We start from the raw sequence: 26,921 nt of genomic DNA, 5'->3' as shown, positions 1-26,921 counted from the left end.
AAAAGAGTGCTCATGCAAACTGAAATAATAGCGCAATTAGTGTTAATTTTTCCAGAGCTTTTAATAGCATTTGGGGCGATCGTTTTGCTTTTGATTGGTGTCTATTCCAAGGCACGTGCCTCTCTAACTGTGACTGGCTTAGCCATTGCCCTTTTTGTCGCAACTATTATTATTATTGTCGTTTTTCCGAAAAGTGGCTTATTTCAAAACAATGCGCTTATTATCGATTCTTTCAGCCGTTATATGAAAATTTTAACGCTTATTGGTGCGCTCTTTGCTCTTGTTATGTCTGTTGATTTTGCCTGTAATCATAAATTTGATGTATTTGAATTTCCGGTACTCGTTCTTTTAGCAACTCTTGGCATGATGCTCATGATCTCAGCTGGTAATATGCTATCGCTTTATATGGGGTTGGAACTACAATCTTTGGCTTTGTATATTTTAGCGGCGATTAATCGTGACAATGTAAGATCTTCTGAAGCTGGTATAAAATATTTTGTTTTAGGGGCATTATCTTCAGGACTCTTGCTTTATGGTATTTCGCTGCTTTATGGTTTTACCGGTCAAATTGGTTTTAACGAAATTGCTGTTGCTTTAAAAGGTAAAAACTTGCAATTGGGAGTTATCTTTGGAATTGTCTTTATTTTAGCTGGTTTGGCTTTTAAAATTTCTGCAGTTCCGTTTCATATGTGGACACCTGATGTTTATGAGGGAGCGCCAACACCAATTACAACATTTTTTGCTGGTGCTCCTAAAGTGGCAGCAATGGCATTAATTGTTCGTATTATTGCTATGGCCTTCATTCCATTAGGTAGTACCGATGGCTTTATGCCTGCATGGCAGCAGATTTTGGTGTTCATAGCGATTGCATCAATGATACTTGGTGCATTTGCTGCGATTGGTCAAAGTAATATTAAGCGTTTAATGGCGTATTCATCGATCAGTCATATGGGATATGCGCTTGTTGGTTTGGCTTCTGGAGATGTACTTGGGATAAAAAGTGTTATTCTTTATATGACTATTTATCTCGGGATGACGATTGGTTCATTTGCATTTATTCTTGGGATGCGATCTGATAGTGGAAATGTTGAAAATATTTATGATCTTTCAGGATTAGTAAAGACAAATCCGTTTATGGCTGTTGTGATGACTATACAGCTTTTCTCTTTAGCAAGTATACCACCGATGGCTGGATTTTTTGGAAAGTGGTATACATTTTCTGCTGCTGTTCATGCTGGACTTGCTCCACTTGCTGTCGTTGGTATGATAACATCTGTTGTCGGGGCTTTTTATTATTTACGAGTCATTAAAATTATGTGGTTCGATGAAGAGAAGGCACATTTTATTACTTTGTCGAATGAACTTCAATTTTGTCTCGGTCTTTCTACATTATTCATTTTGTTTTATACACTATTTGGAATTTGGTTTGCTGAGTTAGCAGAAAAAGCAGCAATCGCATTGTTTTAATGAATATGGTTTATATTTTATCAGATTTTGCACAAAAACAAGGATACACGGTTGAATCGTATGAAAGTGTGGATTCAACGAATTTCATCGCACAGCAAAAAGCACAAGCTGGTCATAAAGGTTATCACTGGGTTGTTGCACAAGAACAATTACGGGGAAGAGCAAGAAGAGGTAGAACATGGTTTAGTCCGAAGGGAAACCTTTATTCTAGCCTCTTGTTAACCGATAATATTATTCATAAAACTGCTGCTCAGCTTGGTTTTGTTGCTGGGATAAGCGTAGTAGAATCAGTAAAACAATTTATAAAAAATAAAACGCAAATAAATAGTATCATTAGCTTAAAATGGCCGAATGATATTTTATTAAGAGGAGCTAAAAGCTCAGGAATTTTACTTGAAATTTTTAATTTGCCGTCACAACAATATGCTTTGGTTATTGGTATTGGAATAAATGTAAAATATCATTATGAAGATGCACCCTGTCCCACTTCATGTCTAAAAAGTGTTGGTTTACATATTGATGCAGAGCAGATATTTACAGTTTTAACAGAGTATTTTTCCAAAAATTATCTCCTTTGGAATCAATCAAGAGGGTGCGATATAATCCGCGAAAAATGGCTTTTACACTCTGCTCACCTTGGGCAGTATGTCAAAATAATCAATGATGAAAAAATCATCGAAGGTATTTTTGATGGTCTTGATAATGATTTTAACTGCATCATAAAACAAAAAAATGGTCAGCAAGCAATTATAACAGCTGGAGATGTTCATTTTGGCTCGGCTGCTTCTGTTAATGCAGGTCGTTATTAATTGATAAATTTTTATTTCACCATCAGATTATCTTAATGATTTAGGAGATGTTTATGGCTGTAGCCAATAAAAATGAATTTGTTTTTTTACCCTTGGGAGGAGTAGGTGAGATAGGGATGAATCTGGCTGCTTATGGATTTGGTTCCCCAAATTTTCGTGAATGGCTGCTTGTTGATATGGGTGTTAGTTTTGCTGATTCTGAATTACCTGGAGTAGAACTTATTTTACCGGATATTCGTTTTTTAGAAAATGAAAAACACAATTTGCGCGGTCTTATTGTGACGCATGCTCACGAAGATCATTATGGTGCTATTCTTGATTTATGGCCAAAGCTTAATGTTCCAATTTATTGTACTCCTTTTACAGCAGGACTATTAGAGAGTAAAAAACAATCGAATTTTGGATCTTGTAAAATTTCACTCAATATTTTTCGGGCTGGTGATCATTTTCAAATTGGTCCCTTCTCAATTGAGGCTGTTGCTGTTAACCATTCGATTCCGGAATCTGTATCTTTGGCAATTACAACATCTTTAGGCACAGTTATTCATACTGGCGACTGGAGAATTGATCATACACCTTCGCTTGGAGATATAACGGATGAAAAACGATTTCGCGCTTTAGGCAACAAAGGTATTTTAGCATTGCTTTGTGATTCTACTAATGCGTGTAAGGATGGTATATCCCAATCTGAACAGCAGGTTCAGGCAAGTCTTTCTGAAATTATCTCGAAAGCTGAAGGGCGAGTTGCTATCGCAACTTTTTCATCTAATATTGGTCGGATACATTCAATTGCTCTTGCAGCTGAATCTGTTGGGCGCCAAGTTCTTGTTATTGGGCGTTCTCTTAAGAGAAGCATTATGGTTGCACAAGAGCTTGGTTATATGAACGGTTTAGCGCCATTCCTTTCTGAGGAGGATTACGGTTATATTCCGCGAAAAGATATCGTTTTAATTGTAACTGGTAGTCAAGGTGAGCCGCGTGCTGCTTTAGCTAAACTGTCTCGAAATGAAATGAGAAATATTGCACTTTCTGCCGGTGATACCGTTATTTATTCTTCACGGAGTATTCCGGGAAATGAAAAATCTATTATTGACATACAAAATCGTTTCATAGATTTGGGGATTAAAATAATTACGAATGAAGATGCTCTTGTTCACGTTTCAGGACATCCTCGCCGTTCAGAACTTTTACAGATGTATGATTGGATAAAACCACAGATACTTGTTCCTGTACATGGCGAGGCAATGCATCTTTCTTCTCAAGCATCTTTGGCGCGTCAAGCGGGTGTAAAAATTGTTGCTGATATTAGAAATGGGAGTATGCTACGTTTTGCACCGGATCCTGTGGAAGTTATTGATCAAGTCCCCGTTGGTCGAATCTATAAAGATGGTTGTCTCATTGGTGATGAAGAGGCATTAGGAATTCGTGAACGTCGCAAATTAAGCTATGCTGGCTATGTTGCTATTTCTCTCCAAATGAATAAAAAACATGATCTAGAGGGTGATGTTGGTTTGACCATATCTGGTTTACCTGAAACTAATAGACAAGGCAAAGTTTTGCAAGATATTCTTTTCGATGTTGTGGAAAATACATTTTACAGCATTCCGCGCATTAAAAGAAAAAATAAGGAACTTATGCGAGAAGCAATACGGCGCGCAGTAAGAGCAGCCGTTAATGAAGTTTGGCGCAAAAAGCCTGTTTGTACGGTTTTTTTACACTGCTCGAAATAAAGCATTCTCATATTACGTTATTTCGTTTTAATGAAAGAAAGGGAATTATCAGATCATTTTATAGCTAAAAATGAGAAAAGAGAGCACATAAATTTCTCATAAATATGATCGTTACGTTTGCAAGAATTCAGAATGTAGCTATAGATGAGCATGTAGTATATTTAAATTGTTTTAATACGATGGGCTTAGTTAGGAGTTAGTTATTTAATGCGTCTTTCTCAATATTTTTTGCCACTTCTAAAAGAGAATCCCAAAGAAGCAGAAATTGTTTCTCATCGACTTATGTTGCGTTCTGGAATGATTCGCCAACAAGCGTCAGGAATTTATTCTTGGCTTCCTTTGGGAAAAAAAGTGCTTGATAAAGTTTGTAAAATTATTCGTGAAGAGCAGGAACGTGCAGGTGCTTTAGAGATATTGATGCCTACACTTCAATCTGCGGATCTTTGGCGTGAAAGTGGTCGTTATGATGATTATGGTTTAGAAATGCTCCGCATTAAAGATCGTCAAAAACGTGATTTGCTTTATGGTCCGACAAATGAAGAGATGGTAACAGATATCTTCCGTTCGTATATTCGTTCTTATAAGGATTTACCACTCAACTTATACCATATTCAATGGAAGTTTCGTGATGAAATTCGTCCACGTTTTGGTGTGATGCGCTCACGAGAGTTTTTAATGAAAGATGCTTACTCTTTTGATCTTGATTATGAGGGTTCTAAAACATCTTATAATAGAATGTTTATTGCTTATTTACGTACTTTTTCTTGTCTTGGTTTAAGAGCAATTCCCATGCGTGCTGATGCGGGCCCAATTGGGGGTGAACTCAGTCATGAATTTATTATTTTGGCTGAAACGGGAGAGAGCGCTATATTCTGTGATAGACAATTTCTTGAACTTACTGTTCCAGACAGTTCGATTGATTTCAGAGATAAAGCTGTTTTAGATGATATCGTTAAACAGTGGACATCTTTTTATGCAGCAACAGAAGAAATGCATAATGAAGAAGAGTGGACTAAAGTTTCTGAAAATAAGCGCCTCTCAGCGCGTGGCATTGAAGTAGGACATATTTTTCACTTTGGCACGAAATATTCTGCTCCAATGGGAGCAAAGGTTATGGGACAAGATGGAAAAGAGCATATTGTTTCTATGGGATCTTATGGTATCGGACCTTCACGTCTTGTTGCGGCAGCTATTGAGGCTTCTCATGATGAAAATGGTATTATTTGGCCAAAGTCTATTGCGCCATTCGATTTTGGTATCATTAATATGAAGCCAGAGGATGAAAAATGTACACAGACATGTGAAACGCTTTATCAAGGATTAAGGCGTGCTGGTTTTGATCCATTATTAGATGATCGAAATGAACGTCCTGGAACTAAATTTGCAGCAATGGATTTAATTGGTTTGCCAACGCAAATAATTGTTGGTCCTAAAAGCATTGCGCAAAATGAAATTGAAATGAAAAATAGAAAAACAGGTATTAAAAAATCTCTAACTGTTGAAGCTGTACTCAATCAGTTTTCTGTGTTTTGATAGGCAATATTATGAAGCGGTTGAGCAGTAAATGGTTTTCATCTTATGAATGGATGGTTGCTTTTCGTTATATGATTCCTAATAAAAAACATGTCGTTTCATCTGTTATTTCAATCATTTCTCTCATTGGGATTATGTTAGGGGTATTTGCTCTTGTTGTTGTTATGGCGGTAATGAATGGTTTTCGTACGGAGCTTCTCAATCGTATTCTTGGCATGAATGGACACCTTATTATTCAAACCATTGATTCTGGTTTTCCCAATTATAATGCTCTTATTTCTTCTTTAGAGACCATAGAAGGTATAAAATTTGCATTACCTGTCATTGAAGGTCAAGCACTTGTGCAGGGTGAACTTCAAGGAGGATCTGGTGCTTTGGTTCGTGGTATGCGCAAACAAGATTTGGAGAAGCTAAAAACAGTCTCCAAAAATATTAAGTTTGGTTCACTTGCTCAATTTGATCAAGAAGAAGGTGTTGCAATTGGAAGTGGTTTAGCAGAAAAATTAGGTCTTACGGTTGGGAGTGATCTTCGTATTATTACACCAGATGGTGATGAAACTCCTTTTGGGATTACACCACGTGTTAAAGCTTACAAAGTGACTGCTATTTTTGAAGTTGGCATGTCTGAATATGATTCAATATTTGTTTTTATGCCGCTCCGTGAGGCACAAATGTTTTTTAATTTAGGAGATAAGGTTCATTCTTTAGAGCTGTTTCTGAATAATCCTGATACTGTTGATCAAATAAAACCAACCGTAGAGAAAACAATCGACCAACAGATCTATTTAATTGATTGGCGTTTACGCAATCAGGCTTTTTTTTCAGCCTTACAGATTGAACGCAATGTTATGTTTTTCATTCTTTCTCTTATTGTTCTTGTTGCTGCTTTGAATATTATTTCAGGGTTGATTATGCTTGTAAAAGATAAAAGCCATGATATTGCTATTTTGCGTACGATGGGCGCACAACAAGGTGCGATTTTGCGTATATTTATTGTCACTGGTATGATGATCGGATTTCTTGGAACAATATTGGGCTTAATTTTTGGTGTTATAGCAACAGTGAATATCGACCATATTCAGAATTTTATATCTTGGTTATTTAATGTTGATGTCTTTAATTCTCAGCTTTATTTTTTAACAAAATTGCCTGCGCAAATTGATTGGAAACAGACGATCTTGGTGGCTGTAATGGCTTTGTTTTTGTCATTCCTCGCTGCACTCATTCCCGCATTGCGCGCTGCTAAGCTGGATCCTGTGCAAGCTTTGAGGTATGAATGATGATGGCCGTTTTAGAGCTTGTAGAGATTGAGCGACATTTTTTTGAGAGTAATGAACCTCTCGTCATTTTGGATAAAGCAAATTTTATCCTTAATCGTGGAGAACTTGTAGCACTTGTTGCACCGTCTGGTGCTGGAAAATCAACACTTCTTCATATTGCTGGATTATTGGAAAAACCAACCGCTGGTGATGTTATGTTACGGGGTGTTTCTTGTGCGAGACGTTCTGATAGTGAGCGAACGGCTATAAGACGGCATGATATCGGTTTTGTCTATCAATTTCATCATTTGCTTCCAGAATTTACAGCTCTAGAAAATGTTATGATGCCGCAAATGATTGCAGGATTTAAAAAGTCTATAGCAGAAGATCGTGCACTTAAATTATTGACATATTTGCGTGTTTCTCATCGCGCCAACCATCGTCCATCAGAATTATCAGGTGGCGAACAGCAACGTGTTGCTATTGCGCGTGCAGTTGCAAATGGTCCTTCGGTTCTTTTAGCTGATGAGCCTACGGGAAATCTTGATCCTGTAACTTCAGCTTATGTATTTCAAGCTTTATCTACCCTTGTTCGTCAATCTGGTCTTTCTGCTCTTATTGCGACACATAATTATGGCTTGGCTAAACAAATGCATCGCCGTATTACCCTTAAGGAAAAAAAGATTATTGAACTTCCTTGATAGTAAAGGAAAAAATATTCTACCAATTGAATATTATATTAATATAACTTTATTATTTAGTGCAAGGAGACTTTTATGACAGTTTGTGCCGTTGACAAAAATCAACTCGATGCATGTCGGCGCCGGTTGATTTTTCGAGCATGGCATCGAGGTATTCGTGAAATGGATCTCATTTTGGGACGCTATGTAGATGCCCATATTGTTGGGATGAGTGATAAAACAGTCTCTCAACTCGAATATATTATGTCTTTTGATGATCGCGATTTACTAACGTGGATTACTGAAGAAGTTTCACTACCATCTGAAATAGATGGTTCGCTTTTTCGTGACATTATTAATTATCATGTTTGCATAAATTTAAATTGATTCTGATGCCTATATTTAAAAAAATTGTCATTCCTAAAAACATTTCTGTTCATACAGTTTTTGATGGCGTTACTGATGGGTTTGAGGCCTTTGCGCTTGCAAAATTGAGTTCAGAAATTGCACAAGGTAAACCACTTATCTATGTTGTCCGAGATGGAACAAAAATCACCCATTTACAGCAAGTATTAAATTTTATTGATTTTAGTGTGCCTATACTTCAATTTCCTGGATGGGATTGTTTGCCTTATGATCGCGTGTCACCTGGAATTGTTGTTACAGCACGTCGCCTTTCAGCATTAGCGCATATAGCAAATTTACGTAAGAATCCATGCACTGCAATCATATTGACAACAGTAAATGCGATTATGCAAAAATTGCCTCCTCGTGAAATGATTGAGACTCAAATTATTCATGCACGTGCTGGACAGCGTATAAACGTGGGGCATTTAATTCAATTTTTAGAATTCAATGGTTTTGAGCGTGTTACGGTTGTTCGTGATGTTGGTGAATTTGCCGTGAGAGGCGGAATAGTTGATATTTTTTCTCCCATTGATGTTAAACCTTTACGGCTTGATTTTTTTGGGGATACCCTAGAAACAATCCGCGTATTTGATTCAGAAACACAAAGAACAACAGGTAAAAGAACCGAATTTTTGTTACATTCGATGAGTGAGGTCGTTCTTACACCAGAACTTATCAGCCGATTTAAAAGTAATTATATCGCTACATTTGGAGTATCACAAAAAAATAATATACTTTATGAAGCAATTTCTCAAGGGCGACGTTTTCCTGGTATGGAGCATTGGTTGCCGTTTTTTTATGAAAAACTTGATAGTTTTTTTGACCATTGTGGTAATTTACCTGTTGTTTTTGAGCATCGTATAGAAGAGGTGCTCATTGAGCGCTATCGGCTTATTGAAGATTATTATAGTGCTCGTAAAGAGCTTGAAAATAATAAAGAAAATTCACTTTCTTATCATCCAATGGAGCCTAGCCTTCTTTATTTAACACCAGAACATGTTTTAGAATGTGCACAACGATCTGGGCAGCGTATCGATTTCACGCCTTTTAATATTCCACAAACTTTTGGACAAACTGTTATTCACGCGAATGTTACGTCGGGATATGATTTTGTAAAAGAGCGTAATGCTCAAGAAAAAAATGTTTTTTTAAGTGTCGTTAATCATATTGCCTCATTGCGCGCTGCTGGCAAGAAGGTGCTTTTAGCATGTTGGAGTGAAGGGTCTTTTAATCGCTTACTACAAGTTCTTAATGAGCACGGGTTGAAAAAAATAGACATTGTAAAATCATTGCAAACTGTTAAAGCAACACCACGTGATCGCATAACGGCAGCTGTTGTAATGATTAAGCACGGTTTTGAGGTTGAAGATTTTGTGATTATAGCGGAGCAGGATATCCTTGGTGATCGATTAATAAGATCGCCAAGACAGCGTAAGCATAATACAAATTTTATTTCTGAAATTTCTGCCTTAAATTCTGGCGATATTGTTGTGCATATCGACCATGGTATTGGACAATTTGTTGGTCTTAAAACCATCACGACAACTGGAATTTTACGCGATTGTCTTGAAATTAATTATGCTGGAGGCGATCGGCTTTTTTTGCCTATTGAAAATATCGAACTTCTTTCACGTTATGGATCGGATGAAACAGATGTAACGTTAGATAAGTTAGGTGGAGTTTCTTGGCAAGCACGTAAAACACGGCTAAAAAAATATTTATTACAAATGGCTGAGCAATTGATCCGTATCGCTGCAGAACGCTCTACTCGTTCTGCGTCTGTTTTGGTCCCGCCAGTTGGTGCGTTTGATGAGTTTGTTGCGTGTTTTCCTTATGAAGAGACAGAAGATCAAACGGATGCAATTGATGCTGTTTTAGACGATTTAGCATCAGGAAAACCAATGGATCGCTTAATATGTGGTGATGTTGGCTTTGGAAAAACAGAAGTTGCTCTTCGAAGTGCTTTTGTCGCAGCATTAAATGGATATCAGGTTGCTGTTGTTGTGCCAACAACTTTGCTTTCACGACAACATTACAAAACTTTTCTTGAGCGTTTTCAGGGATTACCGGTTAAGATAGGCCATGCTTCAAGGCTTATGAAAGTTAAAGAACTTGCACAAGTTAAAAAAGGGATTGCAGATGGTACAATTGATATTGTTGTTGGAACCCATGCATTATTAAGCGATGCAGTCAATTTTTCACGGTTAGGACTTCTTATTATTGATGAAGAGCAGCATTTTGGCGTAAAACATAAAGAACGTTTAAAAGAGATAAAAAGTGATATTCATGTTCTTACACTTTCCGCAACACCCATACCACGCACTTTAGGGTTAGCATTATCGGGTGTACGTGATCTTTCATTGATAACAACGCCTCCCATTGATAGAATGGCAGTGCGTACTTTTATTTCGCCTTTTGATGAACTTGTTATACGAGAGACTTTGCTTCGAGAATATTACCGTGGCGGACAAAGTTTTTATGTTTGTCCACGTATTTCTGATCTTGTCTTTGTGGAAAAATATCTCAAAACGCATGTTTCCGAACTTAAATTTGTCGTGGCTCACGGACAAATGCCGGCTGGACAACTTGATGATATCATGAATGCATTTTATAATGGGCAATATGATGTGCTGGTTTCAACAACTATTATTGAATCAGGTCTTGATATTCCAACAGCCAATACCCTAATTGTACATCATGCTGAGATGTTTGGTCTTTCTGCCCTTTATCAGTTACGTGGCAGGGTAGGTCGTTCAAAACAACGTGCTTATGCTCTCTTTACATTTCCTAACGGTAAAGTTTTAACAGCTGCTGCTGATCGCCGTCTTAAAGTTTTACAATCTCTTGACACTTTAGGAGCCGGTTTTCAATTGGCAAACCATGACATGGATATCCGCGGTTCAGGAAATTTTTTAGGTGAAGAGCAATCGGGACATATCAAAGAAGTTGGATTTGAACTCTATCAAAAAATGCTTGAGGAAGCTGTTTCTGAATTAAAAGATGGAAAGCCAAATGAAGATGAGCAATGGTCTCCTCAAATTTCACTTGGTACAACAGCGATGATACCAGAAAGTTTTGTGCCTGATTTGCCATTACGCATGGGACTTTATCGTCGTTTAACAGAACTTGAGAATTTAGAACAAATTGATGAATTTGCAGCGGAATTAATTGATCGCTTTGGTTCTTTGCCGTTTGAAGTTCAACACCTTCTTAAAGTCTTTTATATCAAAACATTGTGTCGAAAAGCACATGTAGAAAAATTGGATGCTGGACCAAAAGGGATTGTTATACAGTTTCGCAATAATTATTTTGCAAATAGTGTTGCTCTTGTTCAGTGGGTTGGAAAACAAGGTTCGACGGCAAAGATTCGACCAGATCAAAGTATCGCTCTTATTCGTGATTGGTTCACAGCGGATGAAAGACTTGTTGGAGCAGTGAATATTATGACACAGCTTGTCGAAATGGCAGAACAACATTCCATTTAAAAATTTTTCCATCATTTTAAAGCTATCATCTGTTTTTATAAAATTATTCTGCATAACCATATAGTGATACATTAAGTAACATAGCAGATTAAACAGCACATTCATAACACAATGATCACATCATGTGTGCTATTAATGAAATTTCGTATACTTTTTAGACATACGAGAAAAAAATGGTAAACTGATTTTTTCATTACAAAAGTTGCTTATATAGCCTTTTTGTTATTCACTTTGATGTGCGGCATAAAAAATTCTCATGCTGTAGCTTTTAAAACCGAGTTATTTTTTTCTGATTTAACAGTTTATGAAAATTCTGATTTAACAGTTTATGAAAAATCCGAGCGTTCTAAAAAAAGATTACAGATTATTAAAAAAATAAAATTAATTGAAAAAAACATTTGTTGATTTAATTCTTTTGCAAATACGTATATTCTAATATACAATACGGTCAGTTTATAAAGGAGCAGAGCGGTTTCATTGAAGAACATCTTAAATTCATTAAATTAAATGATTTGGCTAACGAAAAAGAAAAATTGTGGTATAGCGCACGTAAAGTAAGAAAATATCTGAAATCTTGATGCATTTATGAATTGGGATTATGCGGTAATGCAGAGGGGTGTAGAGAATATTAACGATGGAGAGATCGGTGAAATAATTAAGAGTTATCCAGTTTTATTCTTAGTTACAAAATTTAAGAGATTGTGCTATACGGCGATATATGGACTTTGTTGCGCAAATATTTTAGTTGGGTGTAGGACGTAATTGATTCGATGAATCCTACCTTGTTCTTTTTCTTTTAAAACAGTACGACGCGCGTTTAAAAACAAATCTCATGAGATCACTGGGTGTATCCTTCGAAAAATTTTCTTTAATAACACACACCTTTCACGAATATTTAGAAAATTACAGGGGTGTTACCAATGTTTGGATCTTTTTCTATAGAGACATCAATTATACCATTTTTTAAGTTCTCAAAACGGGTTCTATCATCGCGAAAGTATTTTGTCTGAATTATATCAAAACTGCTTAACCTCCTCATTAACAGGAAGTTTCTGTTCTTATTAATAAGAATGGTGTTCATAATGGTTCACTTGGATCAGCATATCTCAGTGATATAGGATCTACTTTCTGGAATTTTATTCAGCTCATTTTTTCAAAATTATCAAAATTAATAGCACGTCTGAGTAGTATAGGCATTATATTTGCCAAAATAAGCAGTAATTCGTAATCTTTTTAAGTATGAAGATGCACTTAATGCTATAATCTTCGATTTTTTCGGAGAATTTTATGCGTTTTATATTACAATTAAATAGGAACCTCCTTTATTATTAAGAAATTTTTATGAATGAAACGTTTTCAACTGTTATAGAACTTTCATCTGAAAAGCGTACTTTTTGATTAAGAAAAAAAGCAATTTCAGTACCCTCATTACTTAATTCAATTTTTTTGTCATGAGATTAAATGTCACAGACGAGAAGTGTGCAATTATTGTTTCGTAAACAGGACAAAAAAATTGTTTATCCGAAAACAGTTCTCTTGTAGTTGTTCTAAAATTGCGGGCAACAAGGAAAATTTTATTTATCAAATGTTTCAAGGACCTCATAGGTAACTTTATTTCTGCTTTACATCAGGAGATGCATAAGGGAAATGTTAAAATTTATTTAACAATTTAAGAGTTCCATACATTGCAATGCCTATTGCTAAAAAATCCATAACTTAAAAACAAAATTATAAATTAATGTGCTATAGAATAATAGGAGAACCTACTTCAATTATATTCGTTTATGCAATCGTGTCTTTTTTCATTGCAACAAGTTTTTTTATGAATAAATTCATAAAAGGCCAATGCCATAAAGGGGGATGTGTATATGAGTGCACAGGAATTTAATTAGCTATTTGCAGCTTTTTTCTCTCAATTTGACTTTTCTCTTTATATTGAAGTAAGAAACGTAAAAGATGGAGTCATTTCATTATTTTAATTTAATACACTTGATTAAAACTATATTTTAATATTCCTAGTGTTGAGATTATTGTAAAAGTGCGTTGAAAGGATTAACTTAGCCATGTTGCATAAAAATTTTTATTCTGTTGTTTTAGCATTAGCTGGAGCCGTTGTCTTTTTTCTTACAATTCATGCTTCTGCAGGTGCTCAAACTTTATCTCAAGGTTGGTACAAGGTTTGTAGTAAGCAGCATGATGTTGATGTTTGTAATACAATGAATACTGTTGTGTCAAATACTGGACAGCCTTTAACGGCTTTTAATCTCGTTGAAATAAAAGGGAAACAAAATGAAAAACGCATAGGTATTCAAGTGCCTACAGGTCGTTTTTTGCCAGAAGGTGTTCATATCCAAATAGGGGATAATTTTTCTAAAAAAGTTCCTTATATTATTTGTAATGGACCGAGTTGTATTGCCAATGATATCTTAGATGATAAGCTCATTGCCGCTATGAAAAGTGGCTCAAAAATGATTGTAACCACAATTAATTTCCGTGGTTCGGCTAATCCTATCGAATTTTCTCTTAATGGGTTCACAGCTGCATATACAGGTCCTGGTATGGAAGAAAAAGATTTTCAACAAGAACAAATAAAACTGCAACAAGCCATTCAATCAAAGCAAAAAGAGATTGAAGATCGTATGCGTGCTGAGCAAGAAAAAGCTAAACAAAACTAACCAATTCACGATATAAGGAGAGCATTTTTTAAGCTTTTTTACGTTTATTTATTAAAATTGCCATGAAATGTTCATGGCAATTTTTTTATACTTAATTTTTGGAAAGGTTTCTACGTTTCCACCAACCAATACGTTCAGTTTTTGGAGCATCATCGGATGTTGATGATATAACAACAGGATAATCGACTTTTTCCTCAATTTTTGAGGGGGTTTGTTCAACAGATTCCTCACTTACAGTTTTTTGTTTTGATGTTTCTTTTGTTGTTGTTGATTTTTTAGAAGATGATTTTTTATATGTTCTACGTGTAGACTTTTTAGCATCTACAAGAATTTTTTCCGCCATGTCATGAGCAGATTGATCTGATTTTTTTGTATTAGCTTTATGTATTGAGCCAGTTGTTGTTGATTTTTTTTCTAAAGGTTCTAATATTTCTACATTTTGATCGTTCTCAGAGGTTTGCTGATTTTGCACTGCTTTTGAAGAACGTGTTTTACGCTTTTTGGTTTTTGCAACTGTATTAATTTTTTCATCTTGTTGTATGTTTAAGTGTTGTATATCGCTTTTTTCTTCTTCAAATTGTTCGGATTTAGTAGCTGGAATACGGCGTTTGCGATGTGCTGTTTTAATTTCTTCCAAAGCCTGTTTGGCAAAATCTCCTACTGGTTCTGCATAAGGAATACGAAGATGATAAAATCCATTATCTTGATTACGACGACCACCACGGCGTCCCCGACGACGGGTACGACGACGAGAATCATCATTTAACGTATTGTCCTTTTTATGCATGTTAGAAGAAGAACTATTATCAATTTCACTTTGACGATTTTTACGCTGATGTTTCTGATTCATTTCAACCGGTGTTTTATCTTCGATAGAATCACTGTCCATTGAGATTGTATCTTCAATTTCTTCTTCACGGTTATTTTCAAAAATCAATGGTGATTGAGAACCTGCCTCTGCTATCGTTCCTTTAGAAATAATGAGATGTTGCGTTCCAATGCTATCATCTGCTTCAATACTAATATTAAGCTTAAAGCGCGCTTCTAGATTAACAAGAATATTGCGCTTGTGGTTTAACACATAAAGCGCTGTTGTTACAGGTGTTCGTACGGTAATATTATGTTGTGGATTATGAAGGAGATATTCTTCAATTGAACGCATGACATGCAAAGCTATCGAGGATTCAGAACGGATATTTCCTGTTCCAGCACAACGCGGGCAGGGTTGTGTTGTACTTTCTAAAACCGATACGCGAATACGTTGACGGCTCATTTCCAAAAGGCCGAAGTGCGAAATGTGACCAACTTGAATACGGGCACGGTCACTTTTTAAGCAATCTTTCAACTTTTTTTCGACAAGTTTCACATTACGCTCTTCAAGCATGTCAATGAAATCAATCACAATCAAACCAGCAAGATCACGTAAGCGTAATTGACGCGTTATCTCTTCTGCAGCTTCAAGATTAGTTTGTAATGCTGTTTTTTCGACAGAAAGTTCTTTAGTGGAGCGGCCAGAGTTTACATCAATAGCAACGAGCGCTTCCGTCTGATTGATAACAAGATAACCACCAGATTTTAAAGAAACTTGTGGATGTAACATTTTATCAAGTTGAATTTCGATATTGTTGTGCGTGAAAATAGGAATAGGATCGCGGTAGGGTTGCACAACTTTTGCATGGCTTGGCATGAGCATACGCATGAAGTCTTTTGCCTCACGATATCCTTGGTCACCAGAAACAAGAATTTCATTGATATTTTTATTGTAAAGATCTCTTATGGAGCGCTTTATAAGATTACTTTCTTCATGAACAAGGCATGGTGCCGTAGATTTTAGCGTCAAAGTACGAACAGTATCCCATAGCCGCGTAAGATATTCATAATCACGTTTAATCTCAGCTTTTGTTCTGTTCGCTCCAGCAGTTCGTAGAATGACTCCCATACCTTTTGGAACTGCTAATTCTTTTACAATTTCTTTAAGACGTTTGCGATCTTGTGTATTTGTGATTTTTCGTGAAATACCACCACCACGCGCTGTGTTAGGCATTAAAACAGAATAACGACCTGCCAGAGATAAGTATGTTGTGAGTGCAGCACCTTTATTGCCACGTTCTTCCTTGATGACTTGCACTAACAAAATTTGACGTCGCTTAATCACCTCTTGAATTTTATACTGACGTCCTTGTTTTCGTTGATAGGTAGGGAGTTCTTCACGCGCATCCTCTGCACCAACCATTTCGATATCATCATGAGAAGCACTTATATCAAATGCTTCTTCTGTATCATCAAATGTTATTGCTTCGGATGTTACGCCATTTTCAACATTCTCTGCCACGGTACTGTTACGTCCATCTTTTTTTGTTTTTCTGGAGCGTTTTTTACTTCTGTTTGTTTCTTCAGGAAGATTATCTGCATAATTTTCTCCTACGGCAGCTTTTTCTTCTTCCTCAAGAAGAACGAGACGATCAGCAACAGGAATTTGATAATAATCGGGATGAATTTCAGAAAACGTCAAAAAACCATGGCGGTTGCCCCCATATTCAACAAAAGCTGCCTGGAGAGATGGTTCTACACGCGTAATACGCGCTAGATAAATATTCCCTTTAAGCTGCTTTTTATGTTCTGATTCAAAATCAAGTTCTTCAATTTTGTTGCCGTGAACAACAACAACACGTGTTTCCTCCGGATGGGAGGCATCTATAAGCATTTTGTTTGACATAAGTTAAAATCCTGAAGGCGACATGCTCAATCTTATTCAAACGAACAGTGTGACTGTTCGCAAATGTGAGAGGCTGTCTGCCATAAAAGGGAGGTACCAGAAAAACAGGATGGGACACTACGTGCAGATGCATAACCGCATTGACAGCATTTTTAATCGTCATCTCCATTTGTTTTGTATGACTCATAATTTTTGTAAGTCTCCGGTAAAACAATCTTTAAAATAGTTCGGATATCCAAACTCGCGAATCTTAAATAGCTCAATCCTAGCTTTTTTGACATAAAAAATTTTATCCACAAAAAGCTTAAATTTGTAACATAAAACAAATTTTCTAAAGATAACTTAACATGGACTGCAGATAATTCAGATGGCTACTGTCAGCTAGAAAGCTTAAATATTCTTTTATGTTGATATCATAGTTTTGGCAAGTAACAATGTAACCACATGCCATTATAATGTCTTTATTGCCTTAATCTAGTTTTTTAATTGCTTAAAATCAAAATATTCAGCATTTCTTGAAGAAGGTTGAGTAAATTTGATCTCCGCCTTTATAGAATGAGATAAGTTGTTAATAATATAGGATATGAGATATTTTGCTTATGATAAGAGGGTTTTCTATCAAAAAGCTGAAAGTAGCCTATTGGGGTATTTTTTTATACATTCCATATTGTTTGTTATTTTTTTTAATATTCCAAACGGATATTCGAGCTGCAGGTTCTCTTAAACTTATCAACTTGCGTGCTATTGGTGATAGTGCGCATACGCGTATTATTGCGATTTTTAATGCGGAACCAAATATTCGGTTGCAGATTTTTGATAACCCAGCACGCTTGGTTATCAATTTACCTACTACCGATTTTTCAGCACAAAATACACCTTTAAAGAAACAGAATGTATTATCAGGTATGCTATCAGACGTGCGTTATGGTTTATCTGATATACGAACTTCACGCATTATTTTGACAAGCAAAATTGCATTTGTTGTTGAAAAAACTACAGTACAAAAATTAGAAAATAATTCATGGCAATTGCTCATTGATATTAGTAAAAGCACGCAAGAAAAATTTTATGAAATATTTGAAAAACAACAAAAGGATAATCGCAATATAAAAACACAAAAAATGCCGATACGTAATTTTCGTGTTATTCTTGATCCTGGTCATGGTGGAATTGACGGTGGTGCACGAGGTATTAGCGGCATTTTAGAAAAAGATGTAACACTGGCCTTTGCACGTGTTTTACGAGATGAACTAAAAAAAGATTCTCATATCACTGTTGCTTTAACACGTGATTCTAATGTTTTTTTAAGATTAAGCGAAAGAGTAAAAAAAGCTCGAGAATTTTGTGCTGATCTTTTTATATCCATTCATGCAGATACCATTAATGTACGTTCCCTTCGTGGTGCTACAGTCTATACCATATCAGATAAAGCATCTGATGCAATTGCAAAGTCTTTAGCTGAAAGTGAAAACAAAGTTGATCTTTTAGATGGTTTTCCTGCAGATGAATCGCTTGAAATTACAGATATTTTAATCGATTTGATTCGACGTGAAACACATGCATTTTCGGTAAATTTTGCTAATAATGTTGTCTCAAACTTATCAAAAAGTAATATTAATTTGATAAATAATCCTCATCGATATGCTAATTTTCAAGTTTTAAGGGCTTCAGATGTCCCCTCTGTCTTGATAGAGATAGGTTATTTATCGAATGAAGAAGATGAAAAATTACTAAGTAATCCTCAATGGAGAAAAAAAATGGCTACCTCTCTTGCGTATTCTATTCGTCAATTTGCTGAGTATAAGCAGAAAATTATGCAGCCTCTTTAAATTTGTGAGAAAATAGAGTAGCAGTATGGGTTCCTGGGTAAAAAAGAGAAAACAGTTTTTTATCTCAGTCTAGCGGAGATGCCCGCATAGTCTTGGTGAGATGGCATATTTTTTCTTTGATCAATTTTGAAGAAAGTGATAACTATTTTGATGGTGATTTTTTTTAGATATCTTGCTTGCTTTATTATCGCTGTTGTGGTTTGGAAAACAGTAGTACAGAGCGCGGTGGCGCAAGAACAAACAAGTGCACTTCCTGATTATGAAGTTCTTTCACTCTATGAACCATCCGTGATGACGCGCGTCCATGCTGCTGATGGTAGTCTTATGGCAGAGTTTGCAACAAAATATCGCCTTTATTTGCCAATTCAATCAATACCAAAAATTCTTAAAGAAGCTTTTATTTCTGCCGAAGATAAAAATTTTTATCATCATTTCGGCTTAGATCCTGAAGGGCTTTCTCGAGCCTTGATTAATAATATTCGTAATATTGGTTCTGGAAGACGCCCAGAGGGAGCGTCGACTATTACACAACAGGTCGCTAAAAACTTCCTTTTAAATTCAGAGGCTACATTAGAACGTAAGCTAAAGGAAGCTATTTTGGCAATGCGTATTGAGAAGACCTATTCAAAAGATCATATCCTTGAACTTTATCTCAACGAGATTTATCTTGGCCGTGGCACTTACGGTATTGCAGCTGCTTCTTTGAGTTATTTCAATAAGTCCGTTAATGATCTTACTTTAGAGCAGTGTGCTTATTTGGCTTCTCTTCCGAAAGGACCAGCAAATTATGATCCTTTCAAAAATGCACAACGTGCTATTAATCGGCGCAATTGGGTTATAGACCGGATGGTTGCAAATGGGTATATAACACGTGAACAAGGTGAAAAAGCTAAAGAAAAGCCTTTGGGAGCGACAATACGCGGTAGCGATAACTATGTTTTTGCTGCTGACTATTTTACTGAGGAAGTACGTCGTCGTTTAATTCATCGCTATGGTGCCAAAACGCTTTACGAAGGTGGGCTTTCAATTCGTACAACGCTTGATCCGCATTTGCAGATTCTTGCTCGGCGAGCTTTACACAATGGGTTAATTAAATTTGATCACTCACAAGGATGGCGCGGAGCTTATGGGCATATCGATAATAAAGATGATTGGGGTATAGAACTTGCAAACATCACAGGGTTAAGTGATGTTCCTGAATGGCGTTTAGCCGTTGTTCTTTCTACTAACGCCAATAAAGTAGAGATCGGGTTACGGCCACAGCGCGAATCTTCAGGTTTATTATCAAAAAAACGAGAAACTGCTGTTTTGTCTGAAACTGATTCAAAGTGGGCATTAAATGTTGTTAAAGAAAATGGCCATCGAAAAGTTGTTGATAATTTATCTCATGTTCTGCAAGTTGGAGATGTCATTTTTGTTGAAAAATCGTCAAATACAAACAATACTTATCGTTTACAACAAGTCCCAAAGGTTGAAGGTGCTGTTGTTGCTATGGAACCTCATACAGGGCGCGTTCTTGCGATGGTTGGGGGATTTTCTTTTGCAGCATCTGAATTTAATCGTGCAACACAAGCTTATCGCCAGCCTGGTTCTGCTTTTAAGCCTATTGTTTATGCAGCAGCACTCGATAATGGATATACACCAGCATCAGTTATTTTAGATGGTCCCATCGAGGTTCATCAATACAATGGTGAAGTTTGGCAACCTAAAAATTATGGTGGTACGTTTGCAGGGCCTTCAACACTGCGTTATGGTATTGAATATTCTCGTAATCTTATGACGGTGCGGCTTGCCTACGATATGGGAATGCCCCTTGTTGCTGAATATGCAGAGCGTTTTGGTATTGTAGATAAATTGCAGCCTTATCTCCCCATGGCTTTAGGAGCTGGTGAAACAACAGTTTTACGAATGGTTACGGCTTATTCAGTTTTCGCTAATGGAGGGCGTTCTATTAAGCCTTCTCTGATAGATAGAATTCAAGACCGTTATGGGAAAACGATTTACCGTCATGATAATCGTATCTGTGAAAATTGTAATGCTCAATCATGGGATAATCAAAGTGAACCCAAATTGATCGATGAGCGAGATCAAATTCTTGATCCTATGACAGCTTATCAAATTACATCAATGATGGAGGGGGTTGTCCAGCGCGGTACAGCAGCACGTTTACATTATCTTAATCGGCATATTGCTGCTAAAACAGGAACCACAAATGATTCTAAAGATGTGTGGTTTATGGGTTTCACTCCAGATCTTGTCGTCGGTATTTTTATTGGTTACGATCAACCAGCACCGTTAGGGTACAGTGGAACAGGAAGCTCATTGGCAGCACCTATTTTTGGTGAATTTTTGGGAGAAGCTTTGAAAGGAAAACCAGATGTACCATTTAAAATGCCAAAGGGTATGATTTTAATGCCCATTAATCGTAGGACAGGCATGCTCGCGGAAAGAGGAGATCGTGATGTAATTATAGAAGCATTTAAACCAGGAACTGGACCTGCTGATATATACCAGGTTATTGGCAGCACAAACTCTTTTCAAGAAGGTATTCCTTCAGGAACAATTTCTCCACAGGTCAACAAAGCTCTTGAAAGCGGTACAGGTGGGTTATACTAACCAAAAAGTTCTCTTTTAATATGACTTTCGAACGGAGTAAGGTCATTTTTGTCTATCTTTCTGCGGTGTAGTTATAGTAAACAAGTTTAACGAAGCTATGCTACTTTTTTACATGATCATTGAATTTGTATAAAATGCTAAAAAGCATAACCAAAAAGAGTCTTTAAAAAACAAAAATTATGGTGTTAAATTATGCGAGCAGAAATAGAAGTATTAGTCAATGAAATCCGAGAAGCAATTAAGTTGCTAAGGAGGCATCTTTGACTGGGATCAATCTCTGAAACGTCTTGAATATCTCAATCAAAAAGCAGAAGATCCAACGCTTTGGGATAATGCACAACAAGCACAAGACATGATGCGTGAGCGTCAGCACCTTGATGATTCAATCAATGGTGTTTTGTCGTTTGCAAAAATACTTGAAGAGTGCATTGAGTTAATCGCGATGGGCGAAGAGGAAAGTGATGTTGAAATTATCACTGATGCAGAAAATTCAATACGTAATCTTAAGAACGAGATAGATAAAAGGCAAATCGATGTACTCCTTTCAGGGGAAGCAGATCCAAACGATACTTACCTAGAAGTTCATGCTGGTGCAGGAGGTACGGAAAGCCAAGATTGGGCTTCTATGCTGTTGCGTATGTATACGCGTTGGGCTGAACAGCATAAAATGAAGGTTGAGCTGTTAGAAATTCACGATGGAGAAGAAGCAGGAATTAAATCAGCGACTATTCTTGTAAAAGGGCATAATGCTTATGGTATGCTGAAAACAGAATCAGGTGTTCATCGTTTGGTACGCATTTCACCGTATGATTCCAATGCAAAGCGCCATACCTCTTTCGCAAGCATTTGGGTTTATCCAGTTATTGATGATAATATCGAAGTCGATGTTTCAGAGTCAGATGTTCGTATTGACACATATCGTGCATCAGGAGCTGGGGGGCAGCATGTCAATACGACAGATTCTGCAGTTCGCATCACACATATAAAAACGGGTATTGTTGTTCAATGTCAAACAGAGCGTTCTCAGCATAAAAATCGAGCAACTGCGTGGTCTATGTTGCGCGCAAGGCTTTACGAAGAAGAGCTTAAAAGAAGAGAAGAAGAAACGAATGCGGTTGAAGCTTCTAAAACAGAAATCGGATGGGGACACCAAATTAGATCTTATGTTCTTCAACCGTATCAACTTGTCAAAGATTTACGTACAGGCGTTGAAAACACTGATCCACAATCCGTACTTAATGGTAGTTTAGACGCGTTTATAGAGGCGGCACTTGCCCAAAGAGTTTACGGAAAAGTCCAAGAAATCAAAAATATTGGTTAATCGTACGTAAACTTTTTTAAGTTTTGTAAGATTAGCCATTACGATGTAAAAGTGCGGCAGAAGCTAACACTTCATCGGCATGTCCAGATACGCTAACTTTGCGCCATTCTTCTACTATTTTTCCAGTTGCATCAATCAAAAAAGTGCTTCGCTCAACTCCCATATATTTGCGCCCATACATGCTTTTTTCAATCCAAACACCGTAGGCCTCAAGAGTTGTTTTTTCTTCATCGGACACAAGGATGATATCAAGTTCGTGCTTTATTTTAAATTTATCATGTTTTTTTATATTGTCTGGAGATATCCCAACGATGACAACCCCGATTTGATCAAATTTTGTCTTCAATCGCGTAAAATCAATTGCTTCACTTGTGCATCCACTGGTATCATCTTTTGGATAAAAATATAAAACAACAGCTTTTCCTTGAAGATCAGAAAGACATAACCTACCTCCACCATCGCGTGGCAAATCAAAATCAGGAGCAAAAGTGCCTTTAGTGGGTCTTGTCATTAGTTTTCATCTTTCTTTTTTGTGTAGCAAGTATAGAGTATTAAAAATACGTCGAAGATGCGAGAATTTAACGTTTTAATAATAATGATTTCAAAAAATTTTTATTTTTCTTAACAAGGGTCATTTTATCACAAAAATTGAATTAAAAAACAAGGTCGGTATGAACAACATAAGTAAAGGAATGCAAAAAGTTATAAAGAGCTTATACTGGTTTCACCAAAATATGTTTTTTCTTACCGAAAGAAAGTTTAATTACTCCTTCTGTATTGATGTCTTCTTCAATAATAAGACGTGTTTCGTCTTCAATGATTTTACCATTAATACGCACACCTCCACCTTGAATATGTCGGCGTGCCTCACTGTTAGATTTAGCAAGTCCTGCTTGTACTAAAAGAAAAAGTAATCCAACACCTGTTTTTAATTCTGCGGCGTTAATTTCAGCAGTTGGAAGATTTTCTCCGAGTGTTTTTTCTTCAAAAGTTCTACGAGCAGTTTCGGCTGCTTTATCAGCAAGACTACGTCCATGTAACATTGCTGTAATTTCCGTTGCAAGAATTTTCTTTGCATCGTTAATTTCAGCTCCTTGCAATGCAGAGAGTTTAATAATCTCATCTATTGGCAATGTAGTATAAAGTTTTAAAAACCGTGCAACATCAGCATCTTCTGTATTGCGCCAATATTGCCAAAATTGATAAGGTGAAAGCATATCTACATTAAGCCATACAGCACCATTCAATGATTTGCCCATTTTAGCACCAGAAGAAGTTGTCAGCAATGGTGAAGTTAATGCATACAACTGTGGTGTTCCTAAGCGATGTCCTAATTCAATTCCATTGATAATATTGCCCCATTGATCAGAGCCACCCATTTGCATACGTAGCCCATAGCGCTTATAAAGTTCAACAAAATCATAAGCTTGTAAGATCATATAGTTAAACTCTAAGAATGACAAAGAATGTTCGCGCTCAAGTCTCATCCTGACAGAATCAAACGTCAACATACGGTTTACAGAAAAATGCTTTCCTATATCACGCAAAAATTCTAAGTAGTTCAAATTGCATAACCATTCAGCATTATTAACAATACATGCATCGGTTTCTTTATTACCAAATGTTAAATAGTTGGAGAATACCTTTTTAATACCAGTGATGTTTGCAGCAATATCATTTTGTGTCAGAAGACGTCGTGCTTCATCTTTGAAGGAAGGATCACCGATCAACCCTGTTCCTCCACCCATCAAAGCAATGGGGCGGTGGCCAGTTTTTTGTAACCAATAAAGCATCATAATTTGAAGAAGACTTCCAGCATGCAGACTCGAAGCTGTAGGGTCAAATCCAATATAGGCGCTTACAACTTCTTTTGAAAAAAGATCATCTAAGCCTTTTTCATCCGAAATTTGATGGATAAAACCACGTTCACTCATAATATGTAAAAATTCAGATTTAAAGGCAGGCACGGATTTTGTTTCCCAGTTTAAGATTGCATTTATTTACATTGGATTGTTAGCGTTTTCTCTACCATAAATGAAGCATACCTCACAAGAGAATGAACAATACTGGGAGTAAAAGATAACAAAGAGACTCTCTTGCTTTTATATTTAAAGAAAAACAATTTTCATTGATATAACCAGATATGTTTTTTATCTTCTAAAAGCAGGTAAAATGATGAAAACCTACAAAAATACCGAAGGATAAGTTACTTATCTGTTATCAAAATGTTTTTTCAATTTTTTTAGTATTTTAGGCAAGTGAAAGTATTTCAGGCGGAGGAGCGAGAAATTCACTTGTAATGTGATTATCTAAATATTGAGAACATCGCTCAATGAGCTCTTTATTGCATCCACTAAAAAAGTGGTTAGCACCTTCCAGTATTTCTTGTGTAATGGTGATACCTTTTTGTGTTTTTAGTTTATCTACAAGCGTTTGAACATCTTTTGGGGGAGCAACTTTATCGATATCGCCATGAATGATAAGCCCAGAGGAGGGGCAGGGAGCAAGAAATGAAAAGTCATAAACATTGGGTTGAGGAGCAACGGATATAAAACCTTCAATTTCTGGTCGGCGCATTAAAAGCTGCATACCAATCCAAGCACCAAATGAATATCCTGCAACCCAGCAGTTTTTAGAATCAGGATGCTGTGTTTGTACCCAATCGAGTGCAGCTGCAGCATCTGAAAGTTCTCCTATTCCATAATCAAACTCGCCTTGGCTTCGGCCAATACCGCGAAAATTAAAACGTAATGTAGTAAAGCCACGTTGTTGAAACATATAGAAGAGATCATAAACAATCCTATTGTTCATCGTGCCACCAAATTGGGGATGAGGATGTAAAATAATTGCAATTGATGCATTTCTTTGGTGTGAGGGCTGATAACGCCCTTCAAGTCGACCTGCGGGACCATTAAAAATAATTTCTGGCATTAAATGCTCCTTAAATGCTATTAAAGACTCTCATTGACCTTGATCAACTTTTACCATAGAATCTCCACTCACTGACTACTAAATATTCTTTTTTAAGTGCATTTTTCAAGAAAATTGCACTATTTTTTTAAATAAATTCATAAGATTAATGATTGCGATGTAAAATGGTTGTAAGACGACGATATTTTGATCATAATGCGACAACACCACTCAAAAAAATGGCGCGGGCGGCGTTATTGGAATCTTTAGAGATATTTGGTAATCCATCATCCGTTCATGAGGAAGGGCGTGCTGCTAAATCCTTATTAGGAAAAGCACGCCGACAAATTGCTAAAAATCTCAACGCACATCCAAATCATGTTGTATTTACCTCTGGTGCGACTGAAGCAGCGATGACCTTATTAACACCCTTTTACGATATGGGGAGCTCTAAAGTTCAATTTTCTCATCTGTATATTGGAGCTACTGAACATCCATCTATTGCAGGAGGAGGACGTTTCTCTAAAGAATTCATCAGCATCATTGCTGTTGATCAAGATGGTCTCATTCAACAAGATAAATTAGTTTCTCTCTTAACTGTTCATGATAAAACAAAAGGCCTTCCTCTCGTTGCTATTCAAGCTGCTAATGGTGAAACCGGTGTTATTCAACCAATAAAAAAAATAGCTTCTATTGTTCAAAATTTTGGAGGTATTCTTATCGTTGATTTGACACAATATGTAGACAAAAATTTTGTTGATATTAAACAAATGGGAGGGGACTTTTTTATACTATCTGCGCACAAAATCGGTGGGCCTAAGGGAATTGGTGCTTTTGTTTCATGCGGCAACCTTTTAATGCCGTATCCTCTTATTGTTGGAGGAGGACAAGAAAAAGGTTTGCGTGGAGGAACAGAGGCATTGCCGCTTATTGCTGCTTTTGGGGCGGCGATGTCCGATTGTTTTACCCAAGAAGAGATAAGACACTTAGCGTACTTACACAGTAAATTGGAAAATGGAATAGAAAAAATATGCAGTGATGTTGAAATTTTTGGCAAAAGAGCTCAGCGTTTGCCAAACACAACTTATTTTGCTGTGCGCGATATAAAAGCTGAAACTATGCAAATTAGTTTTGATTTGGCAGGGTTTTCTGTATCAGCAGGTTCCGCTTGTTCTTCAGGAAAAGTCAAACAAAGCAAAGTATTGGAAGCGATGGGGTACAACGTTCCAAACGGTGCAATCCGTATCTCAACAGGACTTGAAACGACTTCCAAAGATATTGATGATTTTTTATTAGTTTTTTCTCAAATTATAAATAATAGCAAAAAGCAGAATTTACCATAAAAAAAACTTAGAACTGTTTTAAAAGATGAAATAAGCTTGATTGAAATTTTTCTACTTTGCGTATAATCTAGAAAATCAATTTCTTGCTTTAATCTTGTAAAAACAAGACGTTTAATCACCGGTTCTTAACATTGGAAAGA

General features: G+C 36.5%; 17 protein-coding genes. 13 read left to right on the top strand and 4 right to left on the bottom strand.

The genetic code is table 11. The features are described from left to right. Positions 1 to 12: 12 nt before the first annotated feature. From nuoN to V4B17_RS03270, 9 genes are all read left to right on the top strand, one after another. Positions 13 to 1,467: an NADH-quinone oxidoreductase subunit NuoN gene (gene nuoN, locus V4B17_RS03310; protein ID WP_455480055.1), complete on the top strand. Its 1,455-nt coding sequence runs from the start codon at positions 13 to 15 to the stop codon at positions 1,465 to 1,467. Beyond that, the gene (locus V4B17_RS03305; protein WP_455480054.1) at positions 1,467 to 2,276 is read left to right on the top strand and encodes a biotin--[acetyl-CoA-carboxylase] ligase; all 810 of its coding nucleotides are present in this window, start codon (positions 1,467 to 1,469) and stop codon (positions 2,274 to 2,276) included. Before nuoN ends, V4B17_RS03305 begins: the two co-directional genes overlap by 1 nt. A 53-nt stretch (positions 2,277 to 2,329) precedes the next feature. Beyond that, positions 2,330 to 4,006 carry a ribonuclease J gene (locus tag V4B17_RS03300; protein WP_455480053.1) on the top strand — a complete coding sequence of 559 codons (1,677 nt, stop codon included), beginning with the start codon at positions 2,330 to 2,332 and terminating at the stop codon, positions 4,004 to 4,006. 207 nt (positions 4,007 to 4,213) lie between these two features. Then, the gene (gene proS, locus V4B17_RS03295) at positions 4,214 to 5,539 is read left to right on the top strand and encodes a proline--tRNA ligase (protein WP_455480052.1); all 1,326 of its coding nucleotides are present in this window, start codon (positions 4,214 to 4,216) and stop codon (positions 5,537 to 5,539) included. 11 nt (positions 5,540 to 5,550) lie between these two features. Beyond that, on the top strand, positions 5,551 to 6,819 hold the full coding sequence (locus tag V4B17_RS03290) for a lipoprotein-releasing ABC transporter permease subunit (protein ID WP_455480051.1): 1,269 nt from the start codon (positions 5,551 to 5,553) through the stop codon (positions 6,817 to 6,819). Beyond that, positions 6,819 to 7,499: an ABC transporter ATP-binding protein gene (locus V4B17_RS03285; protein WP_455480172.1), complete on the top strand. Its 681-nt coding sequence runs from the start codon at positions 6,819 to 6,821 to the stop codon at positions 7,497 to 7,499. Before V4B17_RS03290 ends, V4B17_RS03285 begins: the two co-directional genes overlap by 1 nt. A gap of 75 nt (positions 7,500 to 7,574) precedes the next feature. Beyond that, positions 7,575 to 7,865 (top strand): FAD assembly factor SdhE, encoded by a 291-nt coding sequence (locus V4B17_RS03280; protein WP_455480050.1) that lies wholly within the window; start codon positions 7,575 to 7,577, stop codon positions 7,863 to 7,865. A 5-nt stretch (positions 7,866 to 7,870) separates the two neighbouring features. After that, positions 7,871 to 11,371: a transcription-repair coupling factor gene (gene mfd / locus V4B17_RS03275; RefSeq protein ID WP_455480049.1), complete on the top strand. Its 3,501-nt coding sequence runs from the start codon at positions 7,871 to 7,873 to the stop codon at positions 11,369 to 11,371. Between the two features lie 2,063 nt (positions 11,372 to 13,434). After that, positions 13,435 to 14,046: an invasion associated locus B family protein gene (locus tag V4B17_RS03270; RefSeq protein WP_455480048.1), complete on the top strand. Its 612-nt coding sequence runs from the start codon at positions 13,435 to 13,437 to the stop codon at positions 14,044 to 14,046. A gap of 91 nt (positions 14,047 to 14,137) precedes the next feature. On the opposite strand, the gene V4B17_RS03265 is transcribed toward V4B17_RS03270, so the two are convergent. Continuing rightward, positions 14,138 to 16,762 (bottom strand): Rne/Rng family ribonuclease, encoded by a 2,625-nt coding sequence (locus V4B17_RS03265; RefSeq protein ID WP_455480047.1) that lies wholly within the window; start codon positions 16,760 to 16,762, stop codon positions 14,138 to 14,140. 599 nt (positions 16,763 to 17,361) lie between these two features. On the opposite strand from V4B17_RS03265, the gene V4B17_RS03260 reads away from it, so the two are divergent. The 3 genes from V4B17_RS03260 (at position 17,362) to prfB (ending at position 22,528) form a co-directional block, all read left to right on the top strand. Next, positions 17,362 to 18,591: an N-acetylmuramoyl-L-alanine amidase gene (locus V4B17_RS03260; protein ID WP_455480046.1), complete on the top strand. Its 1,230-nt coding sequence runs from the start codon at positions 17,362 to 17,364 to the stop codon at positions 18,589 to 18,591. Between the two features lie 150 nt (positions 18,592 to 18,741). Continuing rightward, positions 18,742 to 21,207 carry a penicillin-binding protein 1A gene (locus V4B17_RS03255; RefSeq protein WP_455480045.1) on the top strand — a complete coding sequence of 822 codons (2,466 nt, stop codon included), beginning with the start codon at positions 18,742 to 18,744 and terminating at the stop codon, positions 21,205 to 21,207. 192 nt (positions 21,208 to 21,399) lie between these two features. Then, positions 21,400 to 22,528 (top strand): peptide chain release factor 2 gene (gene prfB, locus V4B17_RS03250; RefSeq protein ID WP_455480044.1). Its coding sequence is split into 2 segments (ribosomal slippage): positions 21,400 to 21,468 and positions 21,470 to 22,528, totalling 1,128 coding nucleotides; the frame shifts between segments, so codons are not numbered across the junction. A gap of 31 nt (positions 22,529 to 22,559) precedes the next feature. Here the strand turns inward: prfB and V4B17_RS03245 are convergent. The 3 genes from V4B17_RS03245 to V4B17_RS03235 form a co-directional block, all read right to left on the bottom strand. Next, a complete protein-coding gene (locus tag V4B17_RS03245) occupies positions 22,560 to 23,039 on the bottom strand; it encodes a peroxiredoxin (protein WP_455480043.1) in 480 nt (159 codons plus the stop codon). A 202-nt stretch (positions 23,040 to 23,241) separates the two neighbouring features. Then, complete coding sequence (tyrS, locus tag V4B17_RS03240; RefSeq protein ID WP_455480042.1) at positions 23,242 to 24,495, bottom strand: tyrosine--tRNA ligase; 1,254 nt, start codon at positions 24,493 to 24,495, stop codon at positions 23,242 to 23,244. 283 nt (positions 24,496 to 24,778) lie between these two features. Next, positions 24,779 to 25,459, bottom strand: coding sequence for an alpha/beta hydrolase (locus tag V4B17_RS03235; protein ID WP_455480041.1), 681 nt, complete (start codon positions 25,457 to 25,459; stop codon positions 24,779 to 24,781). 164 nt (positions 25,460 to 25,623) lie between these two features. Here V4B17_RS03235 and V4B17_RS03230 point away from each other — a divergent pair, with 164 nt between their 5' ends. After that, on the top strand, positions 25,624 to 26,781 hold the full coding sequence (locus tag V4B17_RS03230; protein ID WP_455480040.1) for a cysteine desulfurase family protein: 1,158 nt from the start codon (positions 25,624 to 25,626) through the stop codon (positions 26,779 to 26,781). The last annotated feature ends 140 nt before the right edge of the window (positions 26,782 to 26,921 follow it).

Source organism: Bartonella sp. B23 (assembly GCF_053793815.1).
The sequence above is the reverse complement of the archived record's forward strand: the minus strand, read 5'-3'. Positions and strand labels throughout refer to the sequence as shown.